The sequence below is a fragment of the Gilliamella sp. W8123 genome (genome assembly GCF_016101085.1).
Classification (GTDB): domain Bacteria; phylum Pseudomonadota; class Gammaproteobacteria; order Enterobacterales; family Orbaceae; genus Gilliamella; species Gilliamella apis.
Genome location: NZ_JACFRE010000007.1, coordinates 134,169 through 160,777, shown reverse-complemented (window position 1 = coordinate 160,777; position 26,609 = coordinate 134,169). Strand labels below are relative to the sequence as shown.

General features: G+C 34.7%; 21 protein-coding genes, 1 pseudogene and 1 riboswitch. Of the genes and pseudogenes, 11 read left to right on the top strand and 11 right to left on the bottom strand.

Annotated elements, in window-relative coordinates; translation table 11 throughout:
* Positions 1-119 precede the first annotated feature (119 nt).
* Entirely contained in the window at positions 120-209 is a 90-nt protein-coding gene (locus H3T56_RS11800; RefSeq protein ID WP_198192863.1) for an HAD hydrolase family protein, read from the bottom strand.
* Between the two features lie 258 nt (positions 210-467).
* Here H3T56_RS11800 and H3T56_RS09945 point away from each other — a divergent pair, with 258 nt between their 5' ends.
* A complete protein-coding gene (locus H3T56_RS09945) occupies positions 468-1,073 on the top strand; it encodes a hypothetical protein (protein WP_198192862.1) in 606 nt (201 codons plus the stop codon).
* A 284-nt stretch (positions 1,074-1,357) separates the two neighbouring features.
* Here the strand turns inward: H3T56_RS09945 and clpB are convergent, their stop codons facing one another.
* Positions 1,358-3,928 carry an ATP-dependent chaperone ClpB gene (gene clpB / locus H3T56_RS09940; RefSeq protein ID WP_086354331.1) on the bottom strand — a complete coding sequence of 857 codons (2,571 nt, stop codon included), beginning with the start codon at positions 3,926-3,928 and terminating at the stop codon, positions 1,358-1,360.
* Positions 3,929-4,202: 274 nt separating this feature from the next.
* A riboswitch (PreQ1 riboswitch) is annotated at positions 4,203-4,248 on the top strand.
* Positions 4,249-4,251: 3 nt separating this feature from the next.
* On the opposite strand from clpB, the gene queD reads away from it, so the two are divergent.
* Together queD and H3T56_RS09930 are read left to right on the top strand one after the other, a co-directional pair.
* Positions 4,252-4,680 carry a 6-carboxytetrahydropterin synthase QueD gene (queD, locus tag H3T56_RS09935; protein WP_198192861.1) on the top strand — a complete coding sequence of 143 codons (429 nt, stop codon included), beginning with the start codon at positions 4,252-4,254 and terminating at the stop codon, positions 4,678-4,680.
* Positions 4,677-5,291, top strand: coding sequence for a 7-carboxy-7-deazaguanine synthase QueE (locus H3T56_RS09930; protein ID WP_198192860.1), 615 nt, complete (start codon positions 4,677-4,679; stop codon positions 5,289-5,291). Before queD ends, H3T56_RS09930 begins: the two co-directional genes overlap by 4 nt.
* A gap of 204 nt (positions 5,292-5,495) precedes the next feature.
* On the opposite strand, the gene pgeF is transcribed toward H3T56_RS09930, so the two are convergent.
* Positions 5,496-6,263, bottom strand: a complete 768-nt coding sequence (gene pgeF / locus H3T56_RS09925) for a peptidoglycan editing factor PgeF (RefSeq protein WP_086320218.1) — start codon at positions 6,261-6,263, stop codon at positions 5,496-5,498.
* 8 nt (positions 6,264-6,271) lie between these two features.
* On the bottom strand, positions 6,272-7,246 hold the full coding sequence (gene rluD / locus H3T56_RS09920) for a 23S rRNA pseudouridine(1911/1915/1917) synthase RluD (protein ID WP_065577979.1): 975 nt from the start codon (positions 7,244-7,246) through the stop codon (positions 6,272-6,274).
* A gap of 93 nt (positions 7,247-7,339) precedes the next feature.
* Between rluD and bamD the strand changes: the two are divergent.
* The 6 genes and pseudogenes from bamD to infA form a co-directional block, all read left to right on the top strand.
* Positions 7,340-8,062, top strand: a pseudogene (bamD, locus tag H3T56_RS09915) (outer membrane protein assembly factor BamD); the annotation flags it as partial.
* Between the two features lie 255 nt (positions 8,063-8,317).
* Entirely contained in the window at positions 8,318-10,900 is a 2,583-nt protein-coding gene (gene leuS, locus H3T56_RS09910; RefSeq protein ID WP_198192857.1) for a leucine--tRNA ligase, read from the top strand.
* Positions 10,901-10,938: 38 nt separating this feature from the next.
* The gene (gene lptE / locus H3T56_RS09905; protein ID WP_065614278.1) at positions 10,939-11,430 is read left to right on the top strand and encodes an LPS assembly lipoprotein LptE; all 492 of its coding nucleotides are present in this window, start codon (positions 10,939-10,941) and stop codon (positions 11,428-11,430) included.
* A gap of 9 nt (positions 11,431-11,439) precedes the next feature.
* Positions 11,440-12,444, top strand: coding sequence for a DNA polymerase III subunit delta (holA, locus tag H3T56_RS09900; protein ID WP_198192855.1), 1,005 nt, complete (start codon positions 11,440-11,442; stop codon positions 12,442-12,444).
* Positions 12,438-13,094, top strand: a complete 657-nt coding sequence (gene nadD / locus H3T56_RS09895; protein ID WP_034903002.1) for a nicotinate-nucleotide adenylyltransferase — start codon at positions 12,438-12,440, stop codon at positions 13,092-13,094. Before holA ends, nadD begins: the two co-directional genes overlap by 7 nt.
* Positions 13,095-13,329: 235 nt before the next feature.
* On the top strand, positions 13,330-13,548 hold the full coding sequence (infA, locus tag H3T56_RS09890) for a translation initiation factor IF-1 (protein ID WP_025315083.1): 219 nt from the start codon (positions 13,330-13,332) through the stop codon (positions 13,546-13,548).
* Positions 13,549-13,675: 127 nt separating this feature from the next.
* Here infA and H3T56_RS09885 read toward each other — a convergent pair whose 3' ends face one another.
* Positions 13,676-15,142, bottom strand: coding sequence for an amino acid permease (locus tag H3T56_RS09885; protein ID WP_255542244.1), 1,467 nt, complete (start codon positions 15,140-15,142; stop codon positions 13,676-13,678).
* Between the two features lie 178 nt (positions 15,143-15,320).
* A complete protein-coding gene (locus tag H3T56_RS09880) occupies positions 15,321-15,686 on the bottom strand; it encodes a YkgJ family cysteine cluster protein (protein WP_108720926.1) in 366 nt (121 codons plus the stop codon).
* A gap of 12 nt (positions 15,687-15,698) precedes the next feature.
* On the opposite strand from H3T56_RS09880, the gene yeiP reads away from it, so the two are divergent.
* Positions 15,699-16,271, top strand: a complete 573-nt coding sequence (gene yeiP / locus H3T56_RS09875; protein WP_034884126.1) for an elongation factor P-like protein YeiP — start codon at positions 15,699-15,701, stop codon at positions 16,269-16,271.
* Positions 16,272-16,285: 14 nt separating this feature from the next.
* Positions 16,286-17,182 (top strand): tRNA 2-thiocytidine(32) synthetase TtcA, encoded by an 897-nt coding sequence (gene ttcA / locus H3T56_RS09870; RefSeq protein ID WP_065614280.1) that lies wholly within the window; start codon positions 16,286-16,288, stop codon positions 17,180-17,182.
* 120 nt (positions 17,183-17,302) lie between these two features.
* Here the strand turns inward: ttcA and glnE are convergent, their stop codons facing one another.
* The 5 genes from glnE to H3T56_RS09845 all read right to left on the bottom strand — a co-directional run bounded on the left by glnE (position 17,303) and on the right by H3T56_RS09845 (position 26,558).
* A complete protein-coding gene (glnE, locus tag H3T56_RS09865; protein ID WP_198192852.1) occupies positions 17,303-20,140 on the bottom strand; it encodes a bifunctional [glutamate--ammonia ligase]-adenylyl-L-tyrosine phosphorylase/[glutamate--ammonia-ligase] adenylyltransferase in 2,838 nt (945 codons plus the stop codon).
* A gap of 1,229 nt (positions 20,141-21,369) precedes the next feature.
* Positions 21,370-22,287 carry an inorganic triphosphatase gene (locus H3T56_RS09860; RefSeq protein WP_198192851.1) on the bottom strand — a complete coding sequence of 306 codons (918 nt, stop codon included), beginning with the start codon at positions 22,285-22,287 and terminating at the stop codon, positions 21,370-21,372.
* A gap of 64 nt (positions 22,288-22,351) precedes the next feature.
* Positions 22,352-24,085, bottom strand: coding sequence for an ABC transporter ATP-binding protein (locus H3T56_RS09855; RefSeq protein WP_198192850.1), 1,734 nt, complete (start codon positions 24,083-24,085; stop codon positions 22,352-22,354).
* Positions 24,078-25,943, bottom strand: a complete 1,866-nt coding sequence (locus tag H3T56_RS09850) for an ABC transporter ATP-binding protein (protein WP_198192849.1) — start codon at positions 25,941-25,943, stop codon at positions 24,078-24,080. Before H3T56_RS09850 ends, H3T56_RS09855 begins: the two co-directional genes overlap by 8 nt.
* 204 nt (positions 25,944-26,147) lie before the next feature.
* Complete coding sequence (locus tag H3T56_RS09845) at positions 26,148-26,558, bottom strand: ClpXP protease specificity-enhancing factor (RefSeq protein ID WP_065650875.1); 411 nt, start codon at positions 26,556-26,558, stop codon at positions 26,148-26,150.
* Positions 26,559-26,609 lie beyond the last annotated feature (51 nt).

Below are 26,609 nucleotides of genomic sequence, written 5' to 3'. Positions count from 1 at the left end.
GCGCGAACCCTCTTTACAATCTCCCGCGGCGACCACGCAAGTGGTCACGATGTGACTACCTTCCGCCTTCGTTCGCTTTTAACGCTCCTTGGCAAACATCCCTGTTTGCCATGCTAACCTCACTCGATAGTTTTCATCACAGCACTTTCGTTATTTGATCCAGTAATAAATTTAGCTACTGCTTTGATATCATCAAAGGCGTTTCGCATAGCAAAGCTATAGTTGAATCCCGATCATAATCGCCTTGATCATTTAAAAATGTTCCATCTAAATCAGTGATAATTAACTTTATCATGTCTGCTTCCTTTGGGGGGATTTGATCATCTTGATGTTTATTGTGCTTAATTATTTTTAGACACACAATATAGTGTGTTGGAAATATCAGGTCGAGATTAATATAAATATTTATTTGAAATTTAATCATTTTTAATTAGAATGAGTTTTTTGCTTTATTAAAAGGATGACTTATGACCAATGAAACCACCCCAAAAAAGAAAAGTTCTATAATTAAGAAAATTTTGCTTGCCGTTATAATTTTAGTAGTCATTGTAGCTATTTTTGGGAATAGTAAGAATGATGAAACTAAGAAAGAAGCAACGCCTGAAATCCAATATCCTCAAGATCAAACTACATTAATTGAAGCAAGTAAAACTGCTATGGATAAAGCTATAAAAGCTGATAACGATATGCAAAAAGGCAGTGCCCTTAGAGAGAGAAGCAAGGCAATTTGTAACGGTATCACTAATTTGTCAGTTAAAGATTGGGTAGGAACTATTAAGAAGATTGATTCAAATTCTGATGGTTACGGTGTATTAGAAATTGAAATTGCCAGAAAAATATATGTTAAAACTTGGAATAATGCATTATCAGATTCGTTCCATAAAACATTACTTAAACCTGATACGCCTTTATTCGATAAAATTGCTAATATGAAAAAAGGTCAAAAAGTGAAGTTTTCAGGTAACTTTTTTAAAGATAACGAGACCTGCATCTATGAGTCAAGTTTAAGTTTGGATGGTAAGTTAACAGAACCTGAGTATATTTTTAGATTTTCCGATGTAAATCCATTATAAAGTAAAGCCTTTTTTAGATAACTAAAAATAAGCCTGAAAAGCAATTTTCAGGCTTTTCATATTCTGATTCTCAAATGAGTTAACCTTTCCAAATCTATCAACTTAATTTTAATAAACCGTCAAAAACCCCTTTCCTCAATTTTTTTGTCAAACTAAATAAATTTGATTTTTTTATAATCAAGAATACTAATGCTATAGATAAAAAAAAAGCCTGAAATTAATTTTCAGGCTTTTTGGCTTTTTTTAATATTGTTGTATTTTCGACAACCAATCAATAAGTAGCTTTACTGTTTGGCAACAATATTACCTTCATCCAAATCTAGATGAATCGTTTTACCAGGAACTAATTTTCCAGATAGAATCTGTTGAGCTAATGGGTTTTCAATCTCTTGTTGTATTGCACGTTTTAATGGTCTTGCACCATAAATTGGGTCAAAGCCAACTTTAGCTAGTTGTTCTAGTGCAGCATCAGAGATATCCATTTCATATCCACGCTCATCAAGACGTTTTTCAACATGAGCTAATTGAATTTTCGCAATTGCTTTGATGTTTTCTTGTCCTAATGGATGGAATACCACTGTTTCATCAATACGATTAATAAACTCCGGTCTAAAGTGTTTAGTTACTACGGTCATGACTAACGCTTTCATCTCGTCGTAACTTAGTTCGACTTGACCTTGAATCAGATCAGAACCTAAGTTAGATGTCATGATGATTACGGTATTGCGAAAATCGACAGTTCGACCTTGTCCATCAGTTAATCGTCCATCATCCAATACTTGTAATAAGATGTTAAAGACATCTGGATGAGCTTTTTCGACTTCATCGAGTAAGATGACAGAGTATGGTCGTCGTCTCACAGCTTCAGTTAAATAACCACCTTCTTCATAACCAACATAACCAGGAGGTGCACCGATTAAGCGAGCCACAGAATGTTTTTCCATAAACTCAGACATGTCGATACGCACCATAGCATCTTCACTGTCAAACATAAAGTTAGCCAATGTTTTGCAAAGTTCAGTTTTACCAACACCGGTTGGTCCTAAGAATAAGAATGAACCAATCGGTTTATTCGGATCAGAAAGCCCTGCTCGACTACGACGAATAGCATTGGCCACAGCAACCACCGCTTCATTTTGACCAATAACGCGTTTATGTAAGGCATCTTCCATATGTAAAAGTTTTTCTTTTTCACTCTCTAGCATTCTCGATACAGGAATACCTGTTGCTTTCGATAAAACTTCAGCAATTTCGTTATCGGTGACTTTGTTACGCAATAACTTCATGGTTTTACCTTCTAGCTGTGTGGCTGTAGCTAGTTTCTTCTCTAATTCGGGGATTTTGCCATACTGTAGTTCGGACATCTTGTTTAAGTCACCCATTCGGCGAGCCTGTTCTATTTCAGTACGTGCTTTTTCCAACTCGGCCTTGATATTTTGAGTACCCGAAAGTGCAGCCTTCTCTGATTTCCACTCTTCTTCAAGTGATGCATAAGCCTTTTCTTTTTCAGCAAGTTCATCATTTAACATCTCAAGTCGTTTTTTACTTGCATCATCAGACTCTTTCTTGAGCGCTTGTTGTTCAAGTTTGAGTTGAATAATACGTCGTTCAAGCCGATCCAATGACTCTGGTTTTGAGTCCATTTGCATACGGATACTTGATGCTGCTTCATCGATTAAGTCGATCGCTTTGTCTGGTAACATACGATCAGAGATATAACGATGCGATAAAGTTGCAGCTGCAACAATTGCTGGATCGGTAATTTGCACATGATGATGCAGTTCATAACGTTCTTTTAAACCGCGCAATATTGCGATGGTATCTTCAACTGACGGTTCTGCTACATAAACTTTTTGGAAACGACGTTCTAATGCCGGATCTTTTTCGATATATTGACGATATTCATCAAGTGTGGTGGCACCAACACAGTGTAACTCACCTCGAGCTAAAGCTGGTTTTAACATATTACCAGCATCCATTGCACCGTCACTTTTACCGGCACCGACCATAGTATGTATTTCATCAATAAAGAGAATAATACTACCTTCGGCTTTGGCAATATCTTTTAATACAGCCTTTAAGCGTTCTTCAAATTCACCACGATATTTAGCACCGGCAATTAATGCCCCCATATCTAATGATAAAACTCGTTTGTTACGTAAACCCTCTGGCACTTCACGATTAACAATACGTTGTGCTAATCCTTCAACGATAGCTGTTTTACCTACCCCTGGTTCACCAATAAGTACTGGGTTGTTTTTGGTTCGACGTTGTAATACTTGTATTGTACGACGAATCTCTTCATCACGACCAATGACTGGGTCAAGCTTGCCTTGTTCGGCTCTTTCGGTTAAATCAATGGTGTATTTTTTCAATGCACCACGTTGATCTTCAGCATTAGGATCGTTCACGTTATCACTCCCTCTTACTTGGTTAACTGCTTGGCTAAATTTGTCTTTGCTGACACCAGCTCTTTTTAAAATATCAGTTAAATTACCTTTTTCATCTAACGCAGCTAGTATGAATAGTTCAGATGAAATATAGCTATCGCCATTTTTTTGCGCTAGTTTGTCACATAGATTCAAAATTCTTACTAATTCTTGTGATGGAATAACTTCACCACCAATGCCTTGAACTTGGGGTAAACGTTCAATTGCTTGATTTAATTCTTGTTGTAATGTCGCAATATTTGCGCCTGACGCCACCAGTAATGGATTAATCCCACTGCCTTCTTGATTGAGCATGGCAGATAATACATGGATGGGCTCTATATATTGATTGTCTTTACCTAATGCGATTGATTGCGCATCAGCTAAAGCTTGTTGAAATTTGTTAGTGAGTTTATCTAACCTCATATTATTTATCTCCTAAGCAATAAATTTGGTTTAAATGTGTAACACATTCAATCCATTTGCATAATCACTAAATGAGTGTGGAAGAATAAATTTCAAGAGCTGATTAACAATATTTTTGACGAATTTTTGCAATAAAATCGTTTATATTTTACTCGCGTCTTTATAAAAGATAAAGTAGTTTGAAAAACCAGCACTTAAGCAAAAATGTTTAGTAAATTTGGATGACACTTAAGCTGTTATCCTTTATATTAGCCGCTTTATTTTGTTAGGTTAGCTAACCGTGGTTCGTAATCCATCCCACGAAAAAAAACTAGGAAAGAAATATGTTTAAAATTGCTAAAGAGTTCCAGTTTGATGCTTGTCATATGTTAGATGGGCACAATGGAAAATGTCATAACCTACATGGTCATACCTACCGTTTGTTAGTCGAGATCAGCAATGAACTTATTACCAGCGGTTCAAGTGCTGATATGGTAATGGATTATGCTGACATAAAATCAATTGTAAAACAGCAAATTATCGACCAACTCGATCATGCTTATCTTTATAATCAAAATAATGCTAATGAAAGCCAAATAGCAGAGCTTTTACAGCAAATGCAACGTAAAATTTTTGCTTTTCCTTGTCGCACTACTGCAGAAGGAATGAGTAAATTTATTTTTGACCACTTATCACAATTTCTACCTGTGTCGATGATTAAGCTTTGGGAAACCCCTACTTCTTATTGTGAGTATCATCGGAGCGAAAAATGATCGAATATCGTATTGTTGAAATCTTCGAATCTTTACAAGGCGAAGGTTATAACACTGGTATGCCAGCTATTTTTATTCGTTTTGCCGGTTGTAATTTAAACTGTAGTTGGTGTGATACTAATTTCCGCAAATTTCAGCGTTTTACGTTAGAGCAAATACTGGCAAAAGTTAAACAATATAAAAGTAGCAATATTATTATTACCGGTGGTGAGCCCACAATGGTAAAAGAGTTATCTTTATTATTAACACATCTAAAACAAGCTGCTTACTATATTGCAATTGAGAGTAATGGACTAGGTAAAGTCGATCCACTGATTGATTATATTGCACTGAGTCCTAAATTTTGTTATCACCATCGTTATCAAAAAATTTTGCAATCAACAGCTAGTGAAGTAAGAATTGTCGCAGAGAAACAAACGGGATTTATCGATTTTTGTTACTATATTGAGCAGCATATTCAAGCTAAGCGTTATTATTTGTCACCTTGCGAAGTCAATGGTGAGATGAATATGTTTGATACCATTGAGTTGTTAGGTAAGATTAATCATAATCGTATTGACAATAAATGGATGCTAAGTCTACAAACACATAAATTTGCCAATATTGAATAGTTAGATTGGCAAACTTTCACTATAGGTTATAAAAATAAAATAGACTATTATCCTATACGATAAAATACCTTCAGTTATGATGATTCATTATTAAGGGAATAAGGATTTTTACCTAGTTATCGGTATGACAGAAAGGATAAAACAAATCATCTAGATCTGTTTTTATCATGATTAATAGATTATTCGAAGCCTTGTTTAGTGGTTTTATTCAAACCAAATCATTGTTGCCATCCTTCCTGTCTTATTTTCTCGACGGTAGGAGTAAAACAAGTCTCGCTCGGTATGGGTGCAATAGTTACCACCATAAATCTGGTTTATACCGATTGAATTTAATCGCTGTTTGGCAATCATATAAAGATCCGCTAAATATTTTTGTTGTTTGGCATCTATTAGTTTAAATGCATGATGCGCGTTTGCATCGTAAGCTTCAAACTGTTTTTTCACTTCGCCACCTACTTCAAATTTTGTAGCGCCAATTGCAGGACCAAGCCAAACTATGATATCAGTAGCCTTACAGTAAAATTTCTTTGCCGTTTCTTCTAAAATACCATGACAAAGTCCACGCCAACCTGCATGGGCAGCGGCGACTTGATTACCGTCGACGGAACAAAATAGTACTGGCATACAATCAGCCGTTAACACGACACTAACTTGATTTGCTTGCCGGGTATATGAGCCATCAGCTTCAAAACGTTCACTATTACCAATCAATCCATGTGCTGGTTGTAGTTGAATTTCTGAAATATCAAGTACAGTTGTGCTATGGGTTTGATTTAACCAATAAGGTTCGCTAGGGATTTTTTCAGCACTAATGATAAGACGACGATTTTCAACAACATCATTCAAATCATCACCAGTACGACTACCTAAATTTAGGCTATCAAATGGTGCAGAACTCACACCACCGATGCGAGTTGTAGTAAAAGCACGAATATTTGTCGGTGCCGGCCAATAGGGATAAATTGATTTAATCATAACTATTACCAATCAAGTTCATCTTTGTGGAGTTCGGTATCTAATTGTAATTCTTGAATTAGTTTTTGCATATCATCAGGTATTGGTGCATGCCATTCCATTAGCTCGCCAGTAATTGGATGATATAAACGTAACATAGTGGCATGTAAGGCTTGGCGATCAAAATCACGTAAAGTTTGGATAAATGATTCGCTAGCACCTTTCGGTGGTCTAGGTCGACCACCATAAAGAGGATCACCGACTAATGGATGGGCAATATGTGCCATATGTACACGAATTTGATGGGTACGCCCTGTTTCAAGTCTTAAACGTAATCGGGTATGTAACCGATATTTTTCCATAACACGATAATGGGTTACTGCTGGTTTTCCGGTTGGAAAAACCGCCATATGGGTCCGTTTAGTTGGATGGCGAGTAATTGGTTGATCTACGCTACCTCCAGCGGTAATGATCCCCATAGCAACCGCTTCATACTCACGAGTTATTTCTCGTAATTGTAATGATTCTACTAAATGAGTTTGTGCTTCAATGGTTTTAGCAACCACCATTAATCCTGTGGTATCTTTATCTAGACGATGGACAATGCCTGCTCTTGGTACTCGTGAGATATCTGGATAGTGATAAAGTAATGCGTTTAATACGGTACCATTTGGATTTCCAGCACCAGGATGAACCACTAAATCTCGAGGTTTATTAATAACCAAAATATGATCATCTTCATAAACGATATTAAGTTTTATATCTTCTGGTTGGTGATAAGTTTCTTCTTCAATTTCAACTTCAATAATTATTTTTTCGCCACCAAGTACTTTATCTTTGGGTTTATTTACAATATTATTGTTAACTAATACTTTATTATTTACGATCCATTCTTTAATTCTTGACCTTGAGTAATCAGGGAAAAGCTCGGACAAAGCCTGATCCAAACGCATTCCAAGCTGGGTTTGTTCGATTTCAGATGAAAGTTTTAACTTATGCATGTGTAATTTATCTATTTTAAGCTGTTATGTTTTAGAGTATTATATACTAATCATCGCCTTTAATGTTTAATTATATTTTGGATTGAAAACTGAATGAAATTGCGTTTACAAACTTTGTTAGCTATCGCTTTAAGTAGCATGCTAATTGGCTGTACAAGTACAAAGCATGATGTTGAAAATGTGCCAGAGATTGAGCTCCACAATAAAGCTAAAACAGAGCTTGAGAGTGGAAATATCAAATCCAGTATTAGTGTTTTAGAGGCTATAGACAAAAATTATCCATTTGGACCTTATTCACAACAAGTTCAATTAGATTTGATTTATGCCTACTATAAAACAGCGGATTATCCACTGGCCATTGCATCAATTGACCGCTTTTTAAAATTAAACCCAACACACCCTAATATTGATTGGGTAATTTACATGCGCGGAATTTCAAATATGGCGCAAAATGACAATACAATTCAGGGTTGGTTTAATGTCGATCGTTCAGACCGAGATCCTGAGTTTGCTATGGCTGCATTTAAAGATTTTACTTATTTGGTAACTAGTTTTCCAAATAGTAGTTATGCCGCAGATGCCAAAAAGCGTTTAGTATTTTTGAAAAACCGTATTGCTCGTCATGAATTAAAAGTATCGCAATATTACACTAAACGTGGTGCTTATGTTGCAGTAATTAATCGGGTTACCCAAATGTTAGCTTTATTCCCTGATACTGATTCAACTAAGAGCGCACTGTTATTGATGCGTAATGCTTACAATGAATTAGGTTTAGTTGATGAGAGCCAAAAAGTTGATCAACTTATTCAGGCCAATTTGGAAAACATACCAAAAGAAGAACAAAAATCATTCTTCTCCAAGTTTACTAGTGTATTCAATGGTGGCTAATTATTTACTAAGCGGGCATAGCCCGCTTTTTACGCTTTTATTAATGCACAATATCCAAATTACATCTTTTAATTCCTAATAAATCAATCTTACAATTCACATAACGTTTGTAAAACACCTCAATAACCAATACAATTAGCAAATTATTTTTATTAGCAATAATAGATAGGACATTAATTCGTCATGCAAGAACAATATCGCCCAGATGAAATTGAAGCCAAAGTACAAAAACATTGGCAAGAAGACAAAACATTCCACGTTACTGAAGATCCATCGAAAGAGAAGTATTACTGTTTGTCAATGCTTCCATACCCTTCAGGTCGTTTACATCTTGGTCATGTTCGAAATTATACAATTGGTGACACTATTTCGCGCTACCAACGTTTAAATGGTAAGAATGTATTACAACCAATCGGTTGGGATGCATTTGGTTTACCCGCCGAAGGCGCAGCAGTTAAAAATAATACAGCGCCAGCCAAATGGACTTATGAAAATATTGCTTACATGAAGAAGCAATTACAGCTACTTGGTTTTGGTTATGATTGGGATCGTGAAGTGACAACTTGCCGTCCTGAGTATTACAAATGGGAACAATGGTTCTTTACTAAACTATTTGAAAAAGGTTTAGTTTATAAAAAAACTTCAGCTGTTAACTGGTGTCCAAACGACCAGACTGTATTAGCTAACGAGCAAGTAGTTGAAGGTTGTTGTTGGCGTTGTAATACTCCAGTTGAGCGTAAAGAAATTCCTCAATGGTTTATCAAAATCACTGAATATGCTGATGAATTATTGAATGACTTAGATACTCTTGAAAGCTGGCCAGAACAAGTCAAAACAATGCAACGAAATTGGATTGGTCGTTCTGAAGGGGTAGAGTTTGATTTTGCCGTTGAAAACTATAGCGACAAGTTGCGTGTTTATACTACTCGTCCTGACACGCTAATGGGTGTGAGTTTTGTTTCGGTAGCTGCGGAACATCCACTCGCTCAGTTAGCTGCGCAAAATAATCCAAAAATTGCTGAATTTATTGCTGAATGCAAGACGACTAAAACCGCTGAAGCCGACATGGCAACAATGGAAAAGAAAGGTATGGCAACAGGATTTTTTGCTATCCATCCATTAACTGGTGATAAAGTTCCAGTTTGGATTGCAAACTTTGTTTTAATTGAATACGGCACAGGTGCCGTAATGGCGGTGCCAGGTCACGATGAGCGTGATTATGAGTTTGCATCAAAATATAATCTACCAATAAAACCTGTTATTTTAACACAAGATGATCAAGCGCCCGATCTTTCTGAGCAAGCTTATACTGAACATGGTAAATTATTTAATTCTGGTGAGTTTGACGGTCTTAATTTTGAACAAGCCTTTAATGCCATCGCAGATAAACTTATCGCATTAGGTATTGGTAATCGTAAAGTAAATTATCGTTTACGTGATTGGGGAGTCTCTCGTCAACGTTATTGGGGTGCACCTATTCCTATGGTGACACTTGAAGATGGCACAACAATCCCAACTCCAGAAGATCAACTGCCAGTCATTTTACCAGAAAATGTTGAAATGAATGGTATTACTAGTCCAATTAAAGCAGATCCAAATTGGGCAAAAACAACAGTTAATGGTCAACCAGCACTACGTGAAACCGATACTTTTGATACGTTTATGGAGTCGTCTTGGTACTATGCACGCTATACCTGCCCTCATTATGAAAAAGGTATGTTAGATGAAAATGCAGCAAATTATTGGTTGCCTGTTGATCAATATGTTGGTGGTATTGAACATGCAATTATGCATTTACTCTATTTTAGATTCTTCCATAAATTAATGCGTGATTTTGGTTTAGTGAAATCAGACGAACCGGCTAAACGCTTGTTATGCCAAGGTATGGTTTTAGCTGATGCGTTCTATTACACCAGCCCTACCAATGAACGAATTTGGGTTTCACCAACTGAAGTCACTATTGAACGTGATGACAAAGGTCGTATTGCTAAAGCCACAGATAGCAAAGGTAATGAACTTGTTCATGCTGGTATGACAAAAATGTCTAAATCGAAAAATAATGGTATCGACCCGCAAGAGATGGTTGAAAAATATGGTGCAGATACCGTTAGATTATTTATGATGTTTGCCTCTCCAGCCGATATGACGCTTGAATGGCAAGAATCTGGTGTAGAAGGTGCTAATCGATTTATTAAACGTGTATGGCGTTTAGTATATGAACATGCTCAACTAGGTAAAACAACAACTCTTGATCTATCTAAATTGACTGCCGATCAAAAAGCTTTACGTCGTGAACTACATAAAACGATTGCTAAAGTCAGTGATGATATTGGTCGCCGCCAAACCTTCAATACCGCAATCGCAGCAGTAATGGAATTTATGAATCGCCTACAAAAAGCGCCACAAGATACAGATCAAGACCGTGCGTTAATGGATGAATCATTAAATGCAGTTGTTAGATTACTTTATCCTATGATGCCTCACGCTTGTTTTATTATGTGGCAAGCATTAGGTAATAGTGAAACCATTGATAATGCGTCATGGCCTACTGCTGATGAGTCAGCAATGGTTGAAGATGAAAAATTAATTGTGGTACAAATCAATGGTAAAGTGCGTGGTAAATTTACCGTTCCTGCGGATGCCGAACAAGATTTTGTAGTAGAGCAAGCGAAGCAAGAACCAAACATTCAAAAATATTTAGCTGATACAACTATTCGTAAGGTTATTTATGTGCCAGGCAAATTATTGAATTTGGTTGTAAGTTAATAATGTTGGATATAACTAAGATATAGGTGATGATACCAATGAAAAAATATTTGGCTTTGATGTTATTGACAATATTGTTGTCTGGATGCGGTTTTCATTTGCAATATGAACCCGAAGTTCCTGCTCGCTTTAAGACACTGTCTTATGAGAGTGGTGATCCATACGGCCGATTGTCAAGGGATATTAAAGAGTTGCTACGCGATAATGGGGTTACATTAGCTGAAGCCAATAATAAAGCTAAATATCCATCATTACGCATAGTCAGTGATTCATTGGATAGAAGCACTATATCAATCTATCAAGATGGTAAAGCTGCGGAATATCAGTTAGTATTGGCTATTCAAGCTCAAGTAGTCATCGCTGGCGAACAAATTCATCCAATTACTGTTCGTATATTCCGTACCTTCTTCGATAATCCAGCAGCTGCATTGGCTAAAACTGTAGAACAAAATTTGATTGAAGATGAAATGTATAAGCAAGCAGCTAAAGACATCATCCGTAAATTGAAAGCAGTTGATGCAGCAAACTAACGACTTGTTATGATAAAAATTAGTGCTGAAAAAATAACCCAGCAATTAGGATCGCCTTATTATTTAATTTTAGGTAGCGATCCTTATCTGCAACATTATGTACAAACTCAATTACGTTATGCTTTTAAGCAAGCTCAATATGACGAGCAACTTTCTTTTACCATAAATAGCCAAACAGATTGGTCGGCAATGTATGATAGTTGCCAAGCAATGAATCTATTTTCAAGCAAGACTTTACTCTGTATAGATATTGGAGAAGGTGTGTTAAATGTTTCGGTCGCGGCAAGATTAAATACATTATGTGAAATGTTGACGCCTGATATTGGCTTGATAATTAGTCTAGTTAAGATCACTAAGAACCAAGAAAATGCATCATGGTATAAGGCTTTATCTGACAAATTAGTGGTAGTGAATTGTTCAACACCTGAAGCAGCACAATTACCACAATGGATCAAAAGCTATTTGCAACAAATGCAAATAGTTATTGAATCTCCTGCGATTGAGTTACTTAGCTATTATTATGAAGGTAATTTGTTGGCGTTGACACAGCTTATTGAACAATTAAATTTACTCTATCCCAATCAAACTATTTCTTATGAGCAAGTTGAATCAAATATTAATGATTCAGCAATATTTACGCCTTTTCATTGGATTGATGCAATGCTTTCCCATAAAGCAAAACGTGCAACACATGTTTTACAACAGCTAAAAATGAATGACTTTGAGCCATTAATATTGATGCGGATTATTCAACGTGAATTGATTTTGTTGATCAATTTAAAATTAGCTTTGGCCGAAAAATCACCTCGTCAAGTTTTTGACGAATACAGAGTGTGGCAAAATAGAAGAACCATGTATAGCTATTATTTGAATCGTTTTGATATCAAAGCATTATTCGCCCTACTAGCGACTTTAACCGACATTGAAATTAGTCTAAAACATAATAATGATTTACCTGTCTGGGATGCGCTGTTGAGTTTAACTATGCAGTTTATGGGGCTAAATAAGTGCTAACTGCGTTATTTGGTGGAACCTTTGATCCAATCCATTATGGACATATACGCCCAGCTTTAGCCTTAGCCAAAGAGGTAGGATTGACTAAAATTAATCTGTTACCTAACCGAATTCCACCTCATAAACCACAACCTGAGGCCAATACTGAGCAACGTTTAGCTATGTTGGAGCTGGCTATAGCTGATTATTCTCTATTTTCAATTGATACTCGAGAATTAGAACCAACGCTAATCAATCAGCCCTCTTTTACCATTGATACTCTCAAATCATGGCGTCAGCAAAATGGTACTCAGCAAAGTTTAGCTTTTATAATGGGGCAAGATTCTTTGCTTAGTTTACCAACATGGAAAGAATGGCAAAAATTACTTGATTATTGTCATTTGCTAATATGTAAGCGGCCTGGTTATGCTCAAACCTCTTGTGATACCAAGTTACAACAATGGATTTATCAACACCAAACCCAAGTTAGTCAAACATTACATCAATGTCCTAATGGCTATATTTACTTTGCTAATACTCCGCTTGAAGCAATTTCAGCAACAGAAATCCGACAAAATATTGATAATCAACAAAGCTGTGAAAAGTTATTATCGCCTAAAGTTTGGCAATATATACATGAAAATAGGCTCTATAATGCAAAGAAATGTTAGAAATGACTTTACATCTGAGAGTTTTTTCGGCATTATTTCGCCGCTATATTTAGATAATTTAAATGTAGCTGTTCTGTGTTTATACTCAAATCAATCACTTTATCTTGATCAAAAAACATTTTGGTAATTTAGTTGAGTTTGATTAATTCGCTTTTCTAGTTAATCGTAAAGAAAATGAGAATGATGTTTTTTAATTTGAGTGTATTTAATTTGTATTTAATATTAAGAGGCCCCAATGGCAAAAGAAGATAACATTGAAATGCAAGGTACTATTCTTGATACTCTTCCGAACACGATGTTTCGTGTTGAACTTGAAAACGGTCATGTTGTTACTGCACACATTTCTGGAAAGATGAGAAAGAACTATATTCGAATTCTAACTGGTGATAAAGTAACGGTAGAAATGACACCTTACGATCTTTCAAAAGCACGTATCATATTCCGTAGTCGTTAATATAGTTATCACGCTTGTTGTTTTACATTATTAACTAATAAGTTGATTAGTTATTTTCTCTTTTTTAATACAATTCCGTCGACTAAAGTCGACGGAAGTGCAAGTCATAATTTAGGTTACTATCTAATTAATCCATTTGAGAAAAATCCATTTGCTCATACTTTATCCATTTAGTCTTTTTAACGATTTTATAACCAAAATAAATCGAAAGAAATAATGGAATACCAATGTAAGTGGCAATGACACCGTTCCAATCAATGGTCTCTTGTAAAAATGCTTCATAATTTTGACCTAATGTTATCGTCAAACAAAGTATAAAGGCAAAAATAGGGCCAAATGGGAAACAACTCGAACGATATGGTAATTTATTTAGATCATGTCCTTGTGCTATGTAGCCTTTTCTAAAACGATAATGGCTAATAGCAATACCAAGCCAAGCAATAAACCCTGTCATACCTGACATATTAAGTAGCCATAAATAAACTTCCTGATCTTTGTATAGCGAGGTTAAGAAGCAAAGCATAGCCACTAATGTTGTCGCAAATAATGCCATATCAGGTACACCAGATGAAGATAATCTTCCGAAGATCTTCGGTGCTTTACCTTCTTTAGCTAAAGCATATAGCATACGGGTTGAAGCGTATAACCCTGAGTTACCTGCAGAAAGAACTGAAGTTAAAATCACCGCATTCATAATAGCTGCTGCAGATAATAGTCCTGCATGCTGAAAAACTAAAGTAAATGGACTTACGCTGATATCAGTTTCATCATTACGTAGTAAGTTAGGATCAGTATATGGGATGATTAAACTAATAACTAAAATTGCCAAAATATAAAATAATAATATTCGCCAAAACACTTGTTTCATTGCTTTTGGAATGTTTTTTTCTGGATCTTTTGATTCTCCTGCAGCTATACCAATTAGCTCAGTACCTTGGAATGAGAAACCAACAACCATCGCAACACCAATCATTGAGGAAAAACCGCCAACAAATGGAGCATCGCCAACTTGCCAGTTTTGCCAACCAGCAGTTTCAGCACCTTTTAAAATGCCAATAATCATTAATAAACCAACTACAATAAATAAAATCACAGTGACGACTTTAATTAATGAGAACCAAAATTCAGCTTCACCAAAGCCTTTTACAGAAATATAGTTCAAGCAGAAGATAATAGTTAGGAACAATAAACTCCATAACCAACTATAAGCACCAGCATCAAACCAATAGGAGATCACTAACTGTGCCGCAACTAAGTCAACGGCAACTGTTATTGCCCAGTTATACCAGTAGTTCCAACCAATAGCGAAACCAAAAGCTTCATCTACATAGCGTGATCCATAGGTCGCAAATGTCCCAGAAACCGGAAGATAAGCAGCAAGCTCACCCAAACTAGTCATTAAAAAATAAACCATTATGCCGATAATGGCATAAGAAAGTAGTGCACCACCAGGACCTGCTTGTGCAACAGTAGCGCCTGAAGCGACAAATAACCCGGTACCGATGGAGCCACCAATGGCTATCATCGCTAAATGACGGGCTTTTAAATCACGCTTTAATTTATTATTCATATCAATTTTCTTCTTGTTAAACAGATTCTAAATATACTTAGTTACTACCTTATGCTTTATATCTAGGTTAATAACTGATTTAAAATAATTTATTCCGATATTTATCATTAGCTGATAAATTGCGTTGAAGTGTATCAAAAAAATTTCTTTGCGAGATAAATAATTCTAATAATACAACTGATATGTTAAATATTCGCAATACTTAGTTGCTAGTTAACTGTTCTAATTGAGTTAAATAATCCATCGCTTGATCGCGATTTGTTCCACACATTTCAAAACAAGGTTTTAAACGACTACAGACTAGAGGTCTACTAGCATTACCAAATAATTTACATTGAAAATTCTCATCTAAATGAAAACAGGCAATCCCAGCTGGTTTACCATTAGGCATACTAGGTATAGTAGATGAAATTGATGGCGCAATACAGCATGCACCGCAATTTTTACGACATTTAAATGAATCAGTCATTGGATTTAGAGGAATTTGTTGTTGTTTTATAAATTTTAATGGTGACAATAGCAAGTTAAGGGTAAAATAGCGAGCTAAATTTTTAACTCTATTAAACATGAAGAAAGTATTATGGCTAAAGCAAATGAAATAAAACGTGGTGATGCGGTCACCTATAATGGCAAACTATTATTGGTGAAAGAGATTGATGTTCAAAGTCCTAGTGCACGTGGTGCTAGTACCCTTTATAAAATGCGTTTTACCGATGTGAAATCTGGCGGTAAAGTTGAAGAACGTTTTAAAGGTGATGATATTTTAGATACTATCGAATTATTTCGACGCCCTGTTAGCTTTTCTTATATTGACGGTGATGAATATGTGTTTATGGATAATGAAGACTATACGCCGTTTATTTTTAAGAAAGATCAAATTGAAGAAGAACTGCTATTTATCCCTGAAGGTGGTATGGATGGCATTCAAGTTTTAATGGCTGAAAGTGAAGTTGTGGCTTTAGAATTACCACAAACTGTTGAACTTGAAATCATTGAAACGTCGCCAAGTATTAAAGGTGCGTCGGCAAGTGCACGCACTAAACCGGCTACACTCTCTACTGGTCTTGTTATTCAAGTACCTGAATATATTGATAACCACGAAAAAGTTAAAATTCATATTGCTGAACGCCGATATATGAGCCGAGCGGAATAATCAATTAAATCGTGATGAATACATACAATCAAAATAAATTACATAAACGCTTACGCCGTCTTACTGGCGAAGCAATCGCTGATTTTAATATGATTGAAGAAGGCGATCGTATAATGGTCTGTTTATCAGGCGGTAAAGATAGTTATACATTGCTAGACATTCTTATTAATTTAAAAATCAGTGCTCCAGTGCAATTTGAATTAGTTGCCGTTAATTTAGATCAGAAACAGCCAGGATTTCCAGAGCATGTTTTACCTCAATACCTAGAATCCTTAGGTATTGAATATAAAATTGTCCAAGAAAATACTTATGGAATTGTTAAAGAAAAAATCCCTGAAGGCAAAACTACATGTTCACTCTGTTCTCGGCTTCGACGTGGTATTTTATATCGCACTGCAACTGAACTTGGTGCAACCAAAATAGCGCTTGGACATCATCGTGATGACATTTTGGAAACCTTGTTTTTAAATATGTTTTATGGCGGCAAACTTAAGGCTATGCCACCTAAATTGATGAATGATTCAGGTGAGCATATTATTATTCGACCTCTTGCATATTGCAAAGAGAAAGATATTGCAAAATATGCTGAAATAAAACAGTTTCCTATCATTCCTTGTAATCTTTGTGGTTCACAGCCTAATTTACAACGGCAAGTGATCAAAGAGATGCTAAATGATTGGGATAAGAAATTTCCTGGCCGTATCGAAACCATGTTTCGTGCTACACAAAATATCACCCTTTCGCATTTATGTGATACCAATCTTTACGATTTCAAAGGGATTAAGAAAGGTGATATTGATATCAATGGTGGCGATTTAGCCTTTGACCGTGAAGAATTGCCAGCCATGGTCGGATTTGATGCGTCAGAACTCGACGATCAAGATCTAATTCTGTGGAAAGAGGCTAACTAGCAATTAGCTATTCTCTATAAATTATCTTTTTATCGGTGATAATCTATATCGCCGATAAATCACCTAAAATTTATATTTATTAACGATCTTAATTAATCATAATTATATTCAGGCTAATTATTATTTAAGCCATTTTAACCAGCTTTGGTTAACAATCTGTTTTTCTGATTTAAAACAGGAATCATCAACGGTGCTAGGTAAAAGTTGTAATGATAATTGATGTATTTCATTACGCATATCAATATAAGCTTTAGTTAGTTGCTCTGCTTCTTGACTATCCATAATTTGATAATTTGCCGCTAACTCTAGAATTCGTACGTTATCACTCCATGTGGTCATTTTAGGGTATTGATGTGCATAGTTTAGTACCAGATATTGAGATAAGAATTCAATATCACCAATACCGCCTTCATCAATTTTCAAATTAAACCGATGAGATTCAGTAGTACCTAAATGGGCTCGCATCTTTTCACGCATCTCTCGGACTTCGGTTTTTAATATATTTTCCTCACGTTTTTTACATAGAACATCATGTCTGATTTGGTTAAAGCGTTTAATAAGGTCTATTTCACCATAAACAGCTCTTGCTCGAACCAGTGCTTGATGCTCCCATGTCCAAGCTTCATGCATTTGATAGTCATAAAATGCATTTAAACTACAAGCTAATAAACCAGCATCACCTTGTGGACGTAAACGAACATCAACTTCATAGAGAATTCCAAAGCTTGTGCGGACATTAAATAGGTGAATGATTCGCTGCACCAATCGCAAATAAAATTGGCGGCTATCAATCTGTTTATCCCCATTGGTCATGCTATCGGCTGGACAGTCGTGAAGAAATACCAGATCTAAATCTGAACCATATCCTAATTCTAAGCCACCTAATTTACCATAAGCAATAATAACTAAGCCTTTTTGATTATCGGTTAAATGTGCGGGTATTCCATAACGAGCAACCATTTGATTCCATGCCATTTGCACAACAAAATCAATTAGTGATTCTGCAACATAGGTCAAATGATCGCTTACTTTCATAGTATTTAATACTTGTTCAACATCAGCCGCAGCTATATGCAGTAGTTGCATCTGTTTGAACTGCCTTAATGCCTCAAGTTGTTGTTCTTCATCATCAACCTGAATTCTCAGTAAATATTGATAAAGTTCGCTTTTGTATTCATTAGGTGCAACAGTTTGATAAAGTGAGTTAATATCTATTAGTTCATCTAATAGGATTGGATAATGTGCAAGCTGTTCACTAATCATTGGCGAAGCACTACATAATCGAATTAGTTGCTTCAATGCGGTTGGGTATTCAAGCAGTAATTCTAAATACGTTGTTCGACTAACAATATTCACTAATAGCGGTAAAATCCGCGACAATACGATTAGCGCATGCTTATCATTACAAACCGACTCCAATAATCTTGGCATTAGCTGATCAAGGATTTCTCGGCCGCGAACACCAATCGTCCTTTTACCGATATCATCACGAAATTGGCAAAGCATCTGATAGAGCTTTTCAGCATCATCATGTGCATAGTTGGTTAATACCGAAGTAACGTCACTTAATTGTAAATCTGGTACCCAAAGATCAGCATATTGGTCGTTGTTTACGTTATGAACTGTTTCTGTTGATTCATCACCGATAAGCTGATTGAAAATTTGTCGAGTAAATTGCATTCTTCGAGTGAGTTCCGTTACAAATTCGTTCCAGTTACTAAAATTCATGCCGATTGCTAAACGTATTTGGTCTAATTCATCTTCTGGTAGAGTTTGCGTTTGCTCATCATATATCGCTTGGAGTAAATTTTCACAACGGCGTAAGAAAAAGTAATTTTCTCGTAAAGTATCTACTTCATTAACACTAAGTAACGATTCTTGTTCTATTACTTGTAAGGCATTTAATAATGAGCGAGTTTGTAGACCTACAACACGTCCACCTCGTATAAGTTGAAAAACTTGTACAATAAATTCAATTTCACGAATACCACCTGCACCAAGTTTGATATTGTTAGTCAAACCTCGACGCCGAACTTCACGCTCTATCATACTTTTCATATTTCGTAATGACTGCAATACACTGAAATCAATGTAACGGCGGTAAACAAATGGTTTTAACATTTGGTAAAGCTCTTTGGTGTAAGGATCTTGCTGATCACCAAGTATTTTAGCTTTTACCATGGCATAACGTTCCCAGTCTCTGCCCTGCTCTTGATAATAATCTTCCATAGCAGAAAAACTTAAAACCAGCGGACCGCCATCGCCAAGCGGACGTAAACGCATGTCAACGCGGTAGACAAAACCATCTTCGGTAATTTGGTCTAGTGTTTTAATTAAGCGTTGCCCTAAACGGGTAAAAAACACCGCATTATCTAATTCTCGCCGGCCACCTTGTGTTTGACCATGCTCAGGATAGGTAAAAATAAGATCAATATCGGAGGAAAAATTAAGTTCGCCACCACCTAATTTTCCCATACCTAAGATAAGTAAAGGTTGTGCTTGTCCTTGTAAATTACATGGCGTTCCCCATTCTTTACAACTAAGCTCATAAAGCCAATCACGTGCAGTGATAATAATCACTTCAGCTAACTGCGAGAGTTGTAATAAAATCTGCTCATCACTACTTGTGCGGGTTAATTGTGACCATTCAAGCCTTATCAGAATATAACGCCTAAATAATCTTAATACTTTCATTAGAGCTAATTCATCAAATACTGATACTAGTCTTTCATTTAACCATTGTTGATAGAAACATCTTTCATCAGCTTGAGGGGGGTAAGTAATAATATCTGTCAGCCACTCGGGAAATCGATAAAAAGCATCAACCAGAAAATCACTTTGCAGCAAAATATCAAGGTTATCGAGCACCTCTTTTGCATCACATTGTGACAATTGGGATATAATCTTTTGTTTTTGCTCAACAATTAATGGTGAAACTAACGAGCTTGGCTGGGACATAATTAGCACTCACTTAAAATATTTATATATACATAAAATCACCTAATTAAATATTATAAATGACTTTTTAAGTTCACCTATCTTTTTATTAAACAAATCGCGAAAAACAGTATTGATACTTTTTCGCAATCTGTTTACCGATAAAACTATAACTGCTGACTATCGTTAGGTCTTATATTGCTTGTTTACCTTATCATTGTTATTGGTTATAACGTAATGGCCAATAACAATGTTATATTCTTTGATTCGAATAGCGGGTTAATGTTTATCAAAAAACAACTTTGTCATCTTTCTTACCAATAGACAACTTGAAATCAACAAAGTAATTAAAAACATCCATAAGTAGAACAATTTAAAAGTATTAGAGATAATATCGAATGGTAGGAAATTATAGATATAGTTGTAAATGTATAGAATAAGTATTAATAAAAGGCAGTTTAATATAAAGGTAATAAGCGAACTAAAAATTACCTTTTTTAAAGCCAAAATTTCTGTTACCGCTGTAAAGCATTTTCTTAGCAAGAAATAACCAATTAAATTTACTATTGATAAAAATATCGCCAATAAGACTATAGAGAAAATCAGGTTACTTAAACTGTAATACATACCATCGAAAAGCAACAAATATGACATGGTTATAAAGAAACAGTTATAAAAACAGATGAATAACACCATATGTAACTTCTGACTTTCTGTTTCGGTTAATATGATTTGGTTACAAATATAATTTTTTTTGCATAATTTAATACTAAGATAAGTACAAAGTGTTATAAAAAAATAGAAAATGAGATGCTCTGCGAGATGAAATATATATGCCGAAAAATTATCTCCATCATTAATATTTAAAAATCTTAGTTTAGACACAATCCAATCATAACTATAAGAGTAGTAACTCAAGCGAAAAACCATATCGCTTAATACAATAAATATGGCAACTAAGAAGGTATTAATAATGTTTTTCCGATTAATTATGGAAATGGAATACTGATTAAATGCTATTGTGGAAATAGTAAAAAGAACTACTGAATTAGGTATTTGAAGAAAAAAACTGATTAAAACTTGCTTAACAATTTTCAAGGCAATTTGGTCAGTCCCAACATATAACGATATAAAATCGTTATCAAATCTAGTAAGATAAATAACGGTAAAAACACTATATAATAACCAATAAAATACCACTAATAATAGTGGTAATTTAAAGAGGGTTGTTTTCATTTTAATTCGTATACCTATTTTTTATTTATTTCAGCCATTAACATCAACTTGAACTTGGTATTCACCTCGCAATAAGCAAACTGTTTAATCGAGTCAATAAATGGTATCGCCATTTGCCACTGTTTAAATTCAGGCTCAATTTGCAGATTTTTGTTAATAAGTATCTCGTTTATTTGAATAAGTAGCTGTTTATAAAAAATTAAATCATTATTTGCTAAAGCATATTCTTCATTTTGTTGCCAAAAGTTTAGTAGATCGGCTAAATCTTGCTCAATTTGTGAACAAAGAACAGTAGGAGTTAAGGTTAAGTTATCTAATAAACGATAGCCCCGAGAAGCCTTACTCTGAGAAAATAGATGTAAGTTAAAGCGACTTAATTCGATCGCAAAGTTGAGCAAATCTTGCTTATTGCCTTGTTTGATTTCTAACTCTACCTCTTGTATTGGCATAGATTGACCATTTGAGGTAATTTGCCCCAAATCTAAAGCAACTTCAATTTCGCTATTGGCAAATGAAATCAGCCAAGTTTGCCGTTTAAAATTGGTGGTAAAAAGAGGCCTTAACTGCGTTAATCCATTAGGTAATGCCTCTTTCGGTAGGACACTTAAATCGAGCTTATCATTAGGTAAAGGTTGATTAATTTCAATGCGTTCATGTAACCCACCTACAGAATTACCTTTTGATTTTAAGGTAATTTCAAAACACTTACTTTGCTCAGTTTCTGTAGTTCGAATTCGAAGACCACAACCATTAAGTCGTAAAAAATGATCTTCAGTATCGTAATAAGTGTTAATCAGATTTAATTGACTAACCAAATGTTGTTGCGATGAAAACTCAGCTTCATCACAACAAACCCATTGATTTAAGTAATTTTGTAACTGCTCTATATCACTTTGATTGATTTGAAACTTTAATTCAATTTCGTTACTCATTTGTCTGTTTTTTATCAGTTATTTTGCTATATGATATACTGATTAAGTTGATAAATATAGCCTGTCATGAAGTAATCGAAAATGTCTGTTTTTGTAGGCTGTAAAGCTTAGTAAATAAGCCATTTTTAGCCATTAATTGCTGATAATTGCCTTGTTCTACAATTGAACCTTGATCTAAGACAATAATATTATCAGCACCAATGATAGTTTTTAAGCGATGAGCAATAACAATGACAGTTCTATCTTTTACTAGATTAGCAATGGCTTCTTGAATATAAACTTCATTTTCTGGATCCAAAGAAGCGGTAGCTTCATCAAGCAAAATAATAGGTGCATTTTTTAATAATGCCCTCGCAATTGAGATACGTTGTCGTTCACCACCAGAAAGTTTACTACCGTTTTCACCAATTAATGTATTCCAACCATCTGGTAATCGAGCAACTAGTTCGTCACATCTAGCAATTTTAGCCGCTAGTTTTACCTCTTCATCAGTAGCATTATGCCTACCAATTCGAATATTATTCATGATAGTATCATCAAACAATACCACCTGCTGAAAAACAAAAGCCATTGAATGCATTAATGTTTCCGGATCTATTTGCTTAATATCTTGATTATCTATAGTAATTTTTCCTGAAGTTACATCCCAGAAACGTGCAATCAACTGTAATAAAGTACTTTTACCACTACCAGATGGTCCAACTAGTGCTGTCATTTTTCCTTCAGGTATAGTGCAACTTACATTATTAATAACACTTGTCTGGTTATAGGAAAAATTAATCTGATCAATATTGATATTATAATTAGTAAAAGTCACCTCATCTTTACCTTCCATAATAGTCTCATTTTGCAGACTCTTCATTCTATCGATAGAAACCAGCATATAGAACAGTTCAGGTAATAATGTTAAAACTGAAATTAAAGGACTATAAATTCGTGAGCTAATAATTACAAAGGCAATAAAAGTAATTGGATCCAAACTTCCAGAAACCATTAAAGTTACTCCGAGTAAAACAACAATACCTAGACCCACTTGTAATGTCATAGTAGACAAAGTAACAATAATTCCACCTATTCCTTCAAACTTAATTGATGCCCACATCATATTTTTCAAAGCTTTATCTAAGCGCTGGAATTTTTTACCACTTAACCCAAAACCTTTTATGATTTTTATACCATCGAGATATTCTTGAACCTCATCGGAAACGGCTAATTTAGCTTGAACATGTTTTTCACCCAATTTTTGTTCAAGTCTCTTACCGGCAACAACAATAATAATAGCAATCGGCAGAGTACAAAAAATAGCTGCAGACATCCGCCAATCATAGAATGCTAATAAGCAACAAGTTATTAGACTACTAACGGAATATCCTATTAATTGCGGTATAACGTGACTAAGCATATTTTCAATAACCGCACAATCACCCATAATATTTGCAGTAAGTTCAGAAAGATCTTTTCGATTAAAAAAGCTTAGTGGTAATTTGCGAAGTTTTTCAGCAACCGCAATTCTAGTATTGGCCGCTTGACTAAAAGCATTAGCGTAAGTCTTTTTATATTCTCTTTTATAACAGATTAAGAACAAAATTGCCGATAACACGCCTAAGCCTGCCATTATCCAAAGATAATAAACATTCACTGGTATTTGATTAGTTAAAGGCTCAATTAACAACATGATTACCTGTAATAAAATTACAAAGGGCAACATTAATGTCAAATTGGATAAGGTACAAGCAATGATAGCTTGATTGAGATTTTTACTTTCTATATCTGACAACATCAATATTTTTTTAAACATGTGCAACTCCATCATTATGACAAGAGTGATCTGAATGACAATTTTTAGTAGATTTTGGCTGATCCATTTGCCAATCTAATGTTTGTCTGTAATATTGCCACATTTTGTAATAGGTATTTTGTTTATCAATAAGTTGTTGGTGGGTTCCTTTTTCAACAATACTTCCTTTATCTAATACCACAATTTGATCGGCATCTTTTATTGTTGATAGACGATGAGCAATCATAATAACGGTTTTACCTTCCATTAATACTTTTAAGGCAAGTTGAATTTTGTATTCATTTTCAGGATCAGCAAAAGATGTAGCCTCATCAAGAATCAATATAGGTGAGTTTTTTAGTAATGCTCGAGCAATTGCTAATCGTTGCATTTCTCCCCCAGACAAATGCAATCCTTTAGAGCCTATTACAGACTGATAGCCATCTGGTAATTTTTCAATAAAATCATGACACTGAGCAGCTTTAGACGCGGCAATAACTTCGTCTAGATCGGCGTCTGGTTTGCCGATTTTAATATTATCTAAAATTGTTTGTTTAAAGAGAAAAACATCTTGAAACACAAAGCTAACTAATGACAATAAATATTCACTACTCATTTGTTTGATATCTACACCACCAATGGTTATTGATCCTTCTCCAGGATCAAAAAAGCGCGGAATAAGTAATGAAATGGTACTTTTGCCACTACCAGAAAGCCCAACTAATGCGGTGGTTGTTCCCTGTTTGGCAGTAAAAGAGATGTGATTGAGGGCATTACTTTCTAAAGAATCATTATCTTTATTCTCATTATAAGAGAATGTAACATCGTTAAAACAAATGTCATAATTATCAACTTCAAGACCTGATTCAGGTTCAGCCAATGATTTTATATTGAGGACATTATCCATATTTTCAACACTTTTAACTGCTCTTTGAAAACCTTGTGATACATATAAAAGTTTGAAAAAAGGCGCAGGTAAAGCTAATGAGAAAATTAAATAGAAAATAGATGACAAAATAAAATTGGCATAATTTTCTGTTGTACCTAGTAATAAAATCATTACTGGAATAATAAAAAGATAGATATTATTTAATATGAGCAAAAATAGTGCCATATGATATTTAAAACAATCTATAAACTTAAGGCAATATTGTTGATAAGCTTTGATCGATTCATAAAAGCGTTTAAAAGAAAAGAAAGTTTGATTAAAAGCTTTAACCACTGTTATACCACGAATATATTCAACTGATGCATTACTCATATCAATTAATCGGGTTTGGAACTCTTGCATATTGTTTTTAATTTCTTTACGACGATAACCGCTTTTCAAAACAATATAAGCTAAAATGATTGGTACCAATGTTGCCAAACCTAAACGCCAATCGAAAATGGCTAAAATAATAAAAATAATAATTGGAGTAGCAAATGAGCCAATCATATCAGGCAATTGGTGTGCAATAAAAATCTCTATTTTTTCAATATCATCATCAACAATTTTTCGTAATTCGCCACTTGAATGTTTAGTATAAAATCCGAGAGGTAAACATGATAAGTATCGAATAAAATTGTATTTTAAATGATAAAGAGTTTTAAACGCAGCAATATGCGAGAGACAAAGTGCAACAAAATTTAAAAATATAGATGATGCCGCAGCAATAAAAGCTACCCACCCATAATCGATAATAAGTTGATTATTTAATGTTGTGTTGTTGGTTAGACTGATAATAATTTCATAAACAATGTAATATACTGAAATAAAAGGAATAAAAGCAGTAGCGACGCTTAAGATTGAAAATAAACAAGATAAAATGATGAGTACTTTATATCGAAAAGCAAGTTGCCAAAGACGAGAAGTAGGATTGTTATTACACGTTTTCATAAAATAAACACTCTATTATGGTAATAATAATCATTATCAATTATAAAATTTAAAATAACAATTACTTTCGCCCCTACTTTGATTTATATTGGCTATTACTATTATAGATATTACAGACAAAAAAAGACTATCCTATTTATGACTAAATAATAATATTGTAAATAAGATAGTGAAAAATTTGATTATTCTTGTAATTAAGAATAATTATTTGACAACTCGGAAAGGATTAACTGGCTTCGGTTTAACATTTTCTGCTGGTTTATTCGCACCTTCTCTGAGAGCTTTATAATATGGTTCATCCTCAAATCCCATACCAACACCATTTTCACGAGCATAAATAGCTTCAATAGCCGCCATGGGTACAACAATATGTTGAGGTATACCAGAAAACCTAGCATTAAATTCGATTTGTTCATTATTAGCTAAATATTGACCGACCGATTGCGGGGCAATATTAAGTACGATTTGATTATCTTTTATAAACTCTTGCGGTACTAATACACCATATACAGATGTATCAACCACAATATACGGAGTTAATTCGTTATCTAATATCCAGTCATAAAAAGCCCGAAAGATATAAGGGCGACGAGGAGTCATGTTATCAATTTCCATAACGGCTACCTTGTTTAATTGCTAATCTGTCGTTAGATAAAAAATAAACTA

Bases quoted from the DNA above. Each gene is read 5' to 3' on its own strand.
- lptE (WP_065614278.1), top strand. From the start codon at position 10,939: ATGAAAAAATATTTGGCTTTGATGTTATTGACAATATTGTTGTCTGGA.
- H3T56_RS09850 (WP_198192849.1), bottom strand. From the start codon at position 25,943: ATGAAAACGTGTAATAACAATCCTACTTCTCGTCTTTGGCAACTTGCT.
- ttcA (WP_065614280.1), top strand. From the start codon at position 16,286: ATGAATACATACAATCAAAATAAATTACATAAACGCTTACGCCGTCTT.
- H3T56_RS09845 (WP_065650875.1), bottom strand. From the start codon at position 26,558: ATGGAAATTGATAACATGACTCCTCGTCGCCCTTATATCTTTCGGGCT.
- H3T56_RS09945 (WP_198192862.1), top strand. From the start codon at position 468: ATGACCAATGAAACCACCCCAAAAAAGAAAAGTTCTATAATTAAGAAA.
- H3T56_RS09860 (WP_198192851.1), bottom strand. From the start codon at position 22,287: ATGAGTAACGAAATTGAATTAAAGTTTCAAATCAATCAAAGTGATATA.
- queD (WP_198192861.1), top strand. From the start codon at position 4,252: ATGTTTAAAATTGCTAAAGAGTTCCAGTTTGATGCTTGTCATATGTTA.
- leuS (WP_198192857.1), top strand. From the start codon at position 8,318: ATGCAAGAACAATATCGCCCAGATGAAATTGAAGCCAAAGTACAAAAA.
- H3T56_RS09880 (WP_108720926.1), bottom strand. From the start codon at position 15,686: ATGTTTAATAGAGTTAAAAATTTAGCTCGCTATTTTACCCTTAACTTG.
- glnE (WP_198192852.1), bottom strand. From the start codon at position 20,140: ATGTCCCAGCCAAGCTCGTTAGTTTCACCATTAATTGTTGAGCAAAAA.
- holA (WP_198192855.1), top strand. From the start codon at position 11,440: ATGATAAAAATTAGTGCTGAAAAAATAACCCAGCAATTAGGATCGCCT.
- rluD (WP_065577979.1), bottom strand. From the start codon at position 7,246: ATGCATAAGTTAAAACTTTCATCTGAAATCGAACAAACCCAGCTTGGA.
- H3T56_RS11800 (WP_198192863.1), bottom strand. From the start codon at position 209: ATGCGAAACGCCTTTGATGATATCAAAGCAGTAGCTAAATTTATTACT.
- infA (WP_025315083.1), top strand. From the start codon at position 13,330: ATGGCAAAAGAAGATAACATTGAAATGCAAGGTACTATTCTTGATACT.
- H3T56_RS09930 (WP_198192860.1), top strand. From the start codon at position 4,677: ATGATCGAATATCGTATTGTTGAAATCTTCGAATCTTTACAAGGCGAA.
- H3T56_RS09855 (WP_198192850.1), bottom strand. From the start codon at position 24,085: ATGTTTAAAAAAATATTGATGTTGTCAGATATAGAAAGTAAAAATCTC.
- clpB (WP_086354331.1), bottom strand. From the start codon at position 3,928: ATGAGGTTAGATAAACTCACTAACAAATTTCAACAAGCTTTAGCTGAT.
- yeiP (WP_034884126.1), top strand. From the start codon at position 15,699: ATGGCTAAAGCAAATGAAATAAAACGTGGTGATGCGGTCACCTATAAT.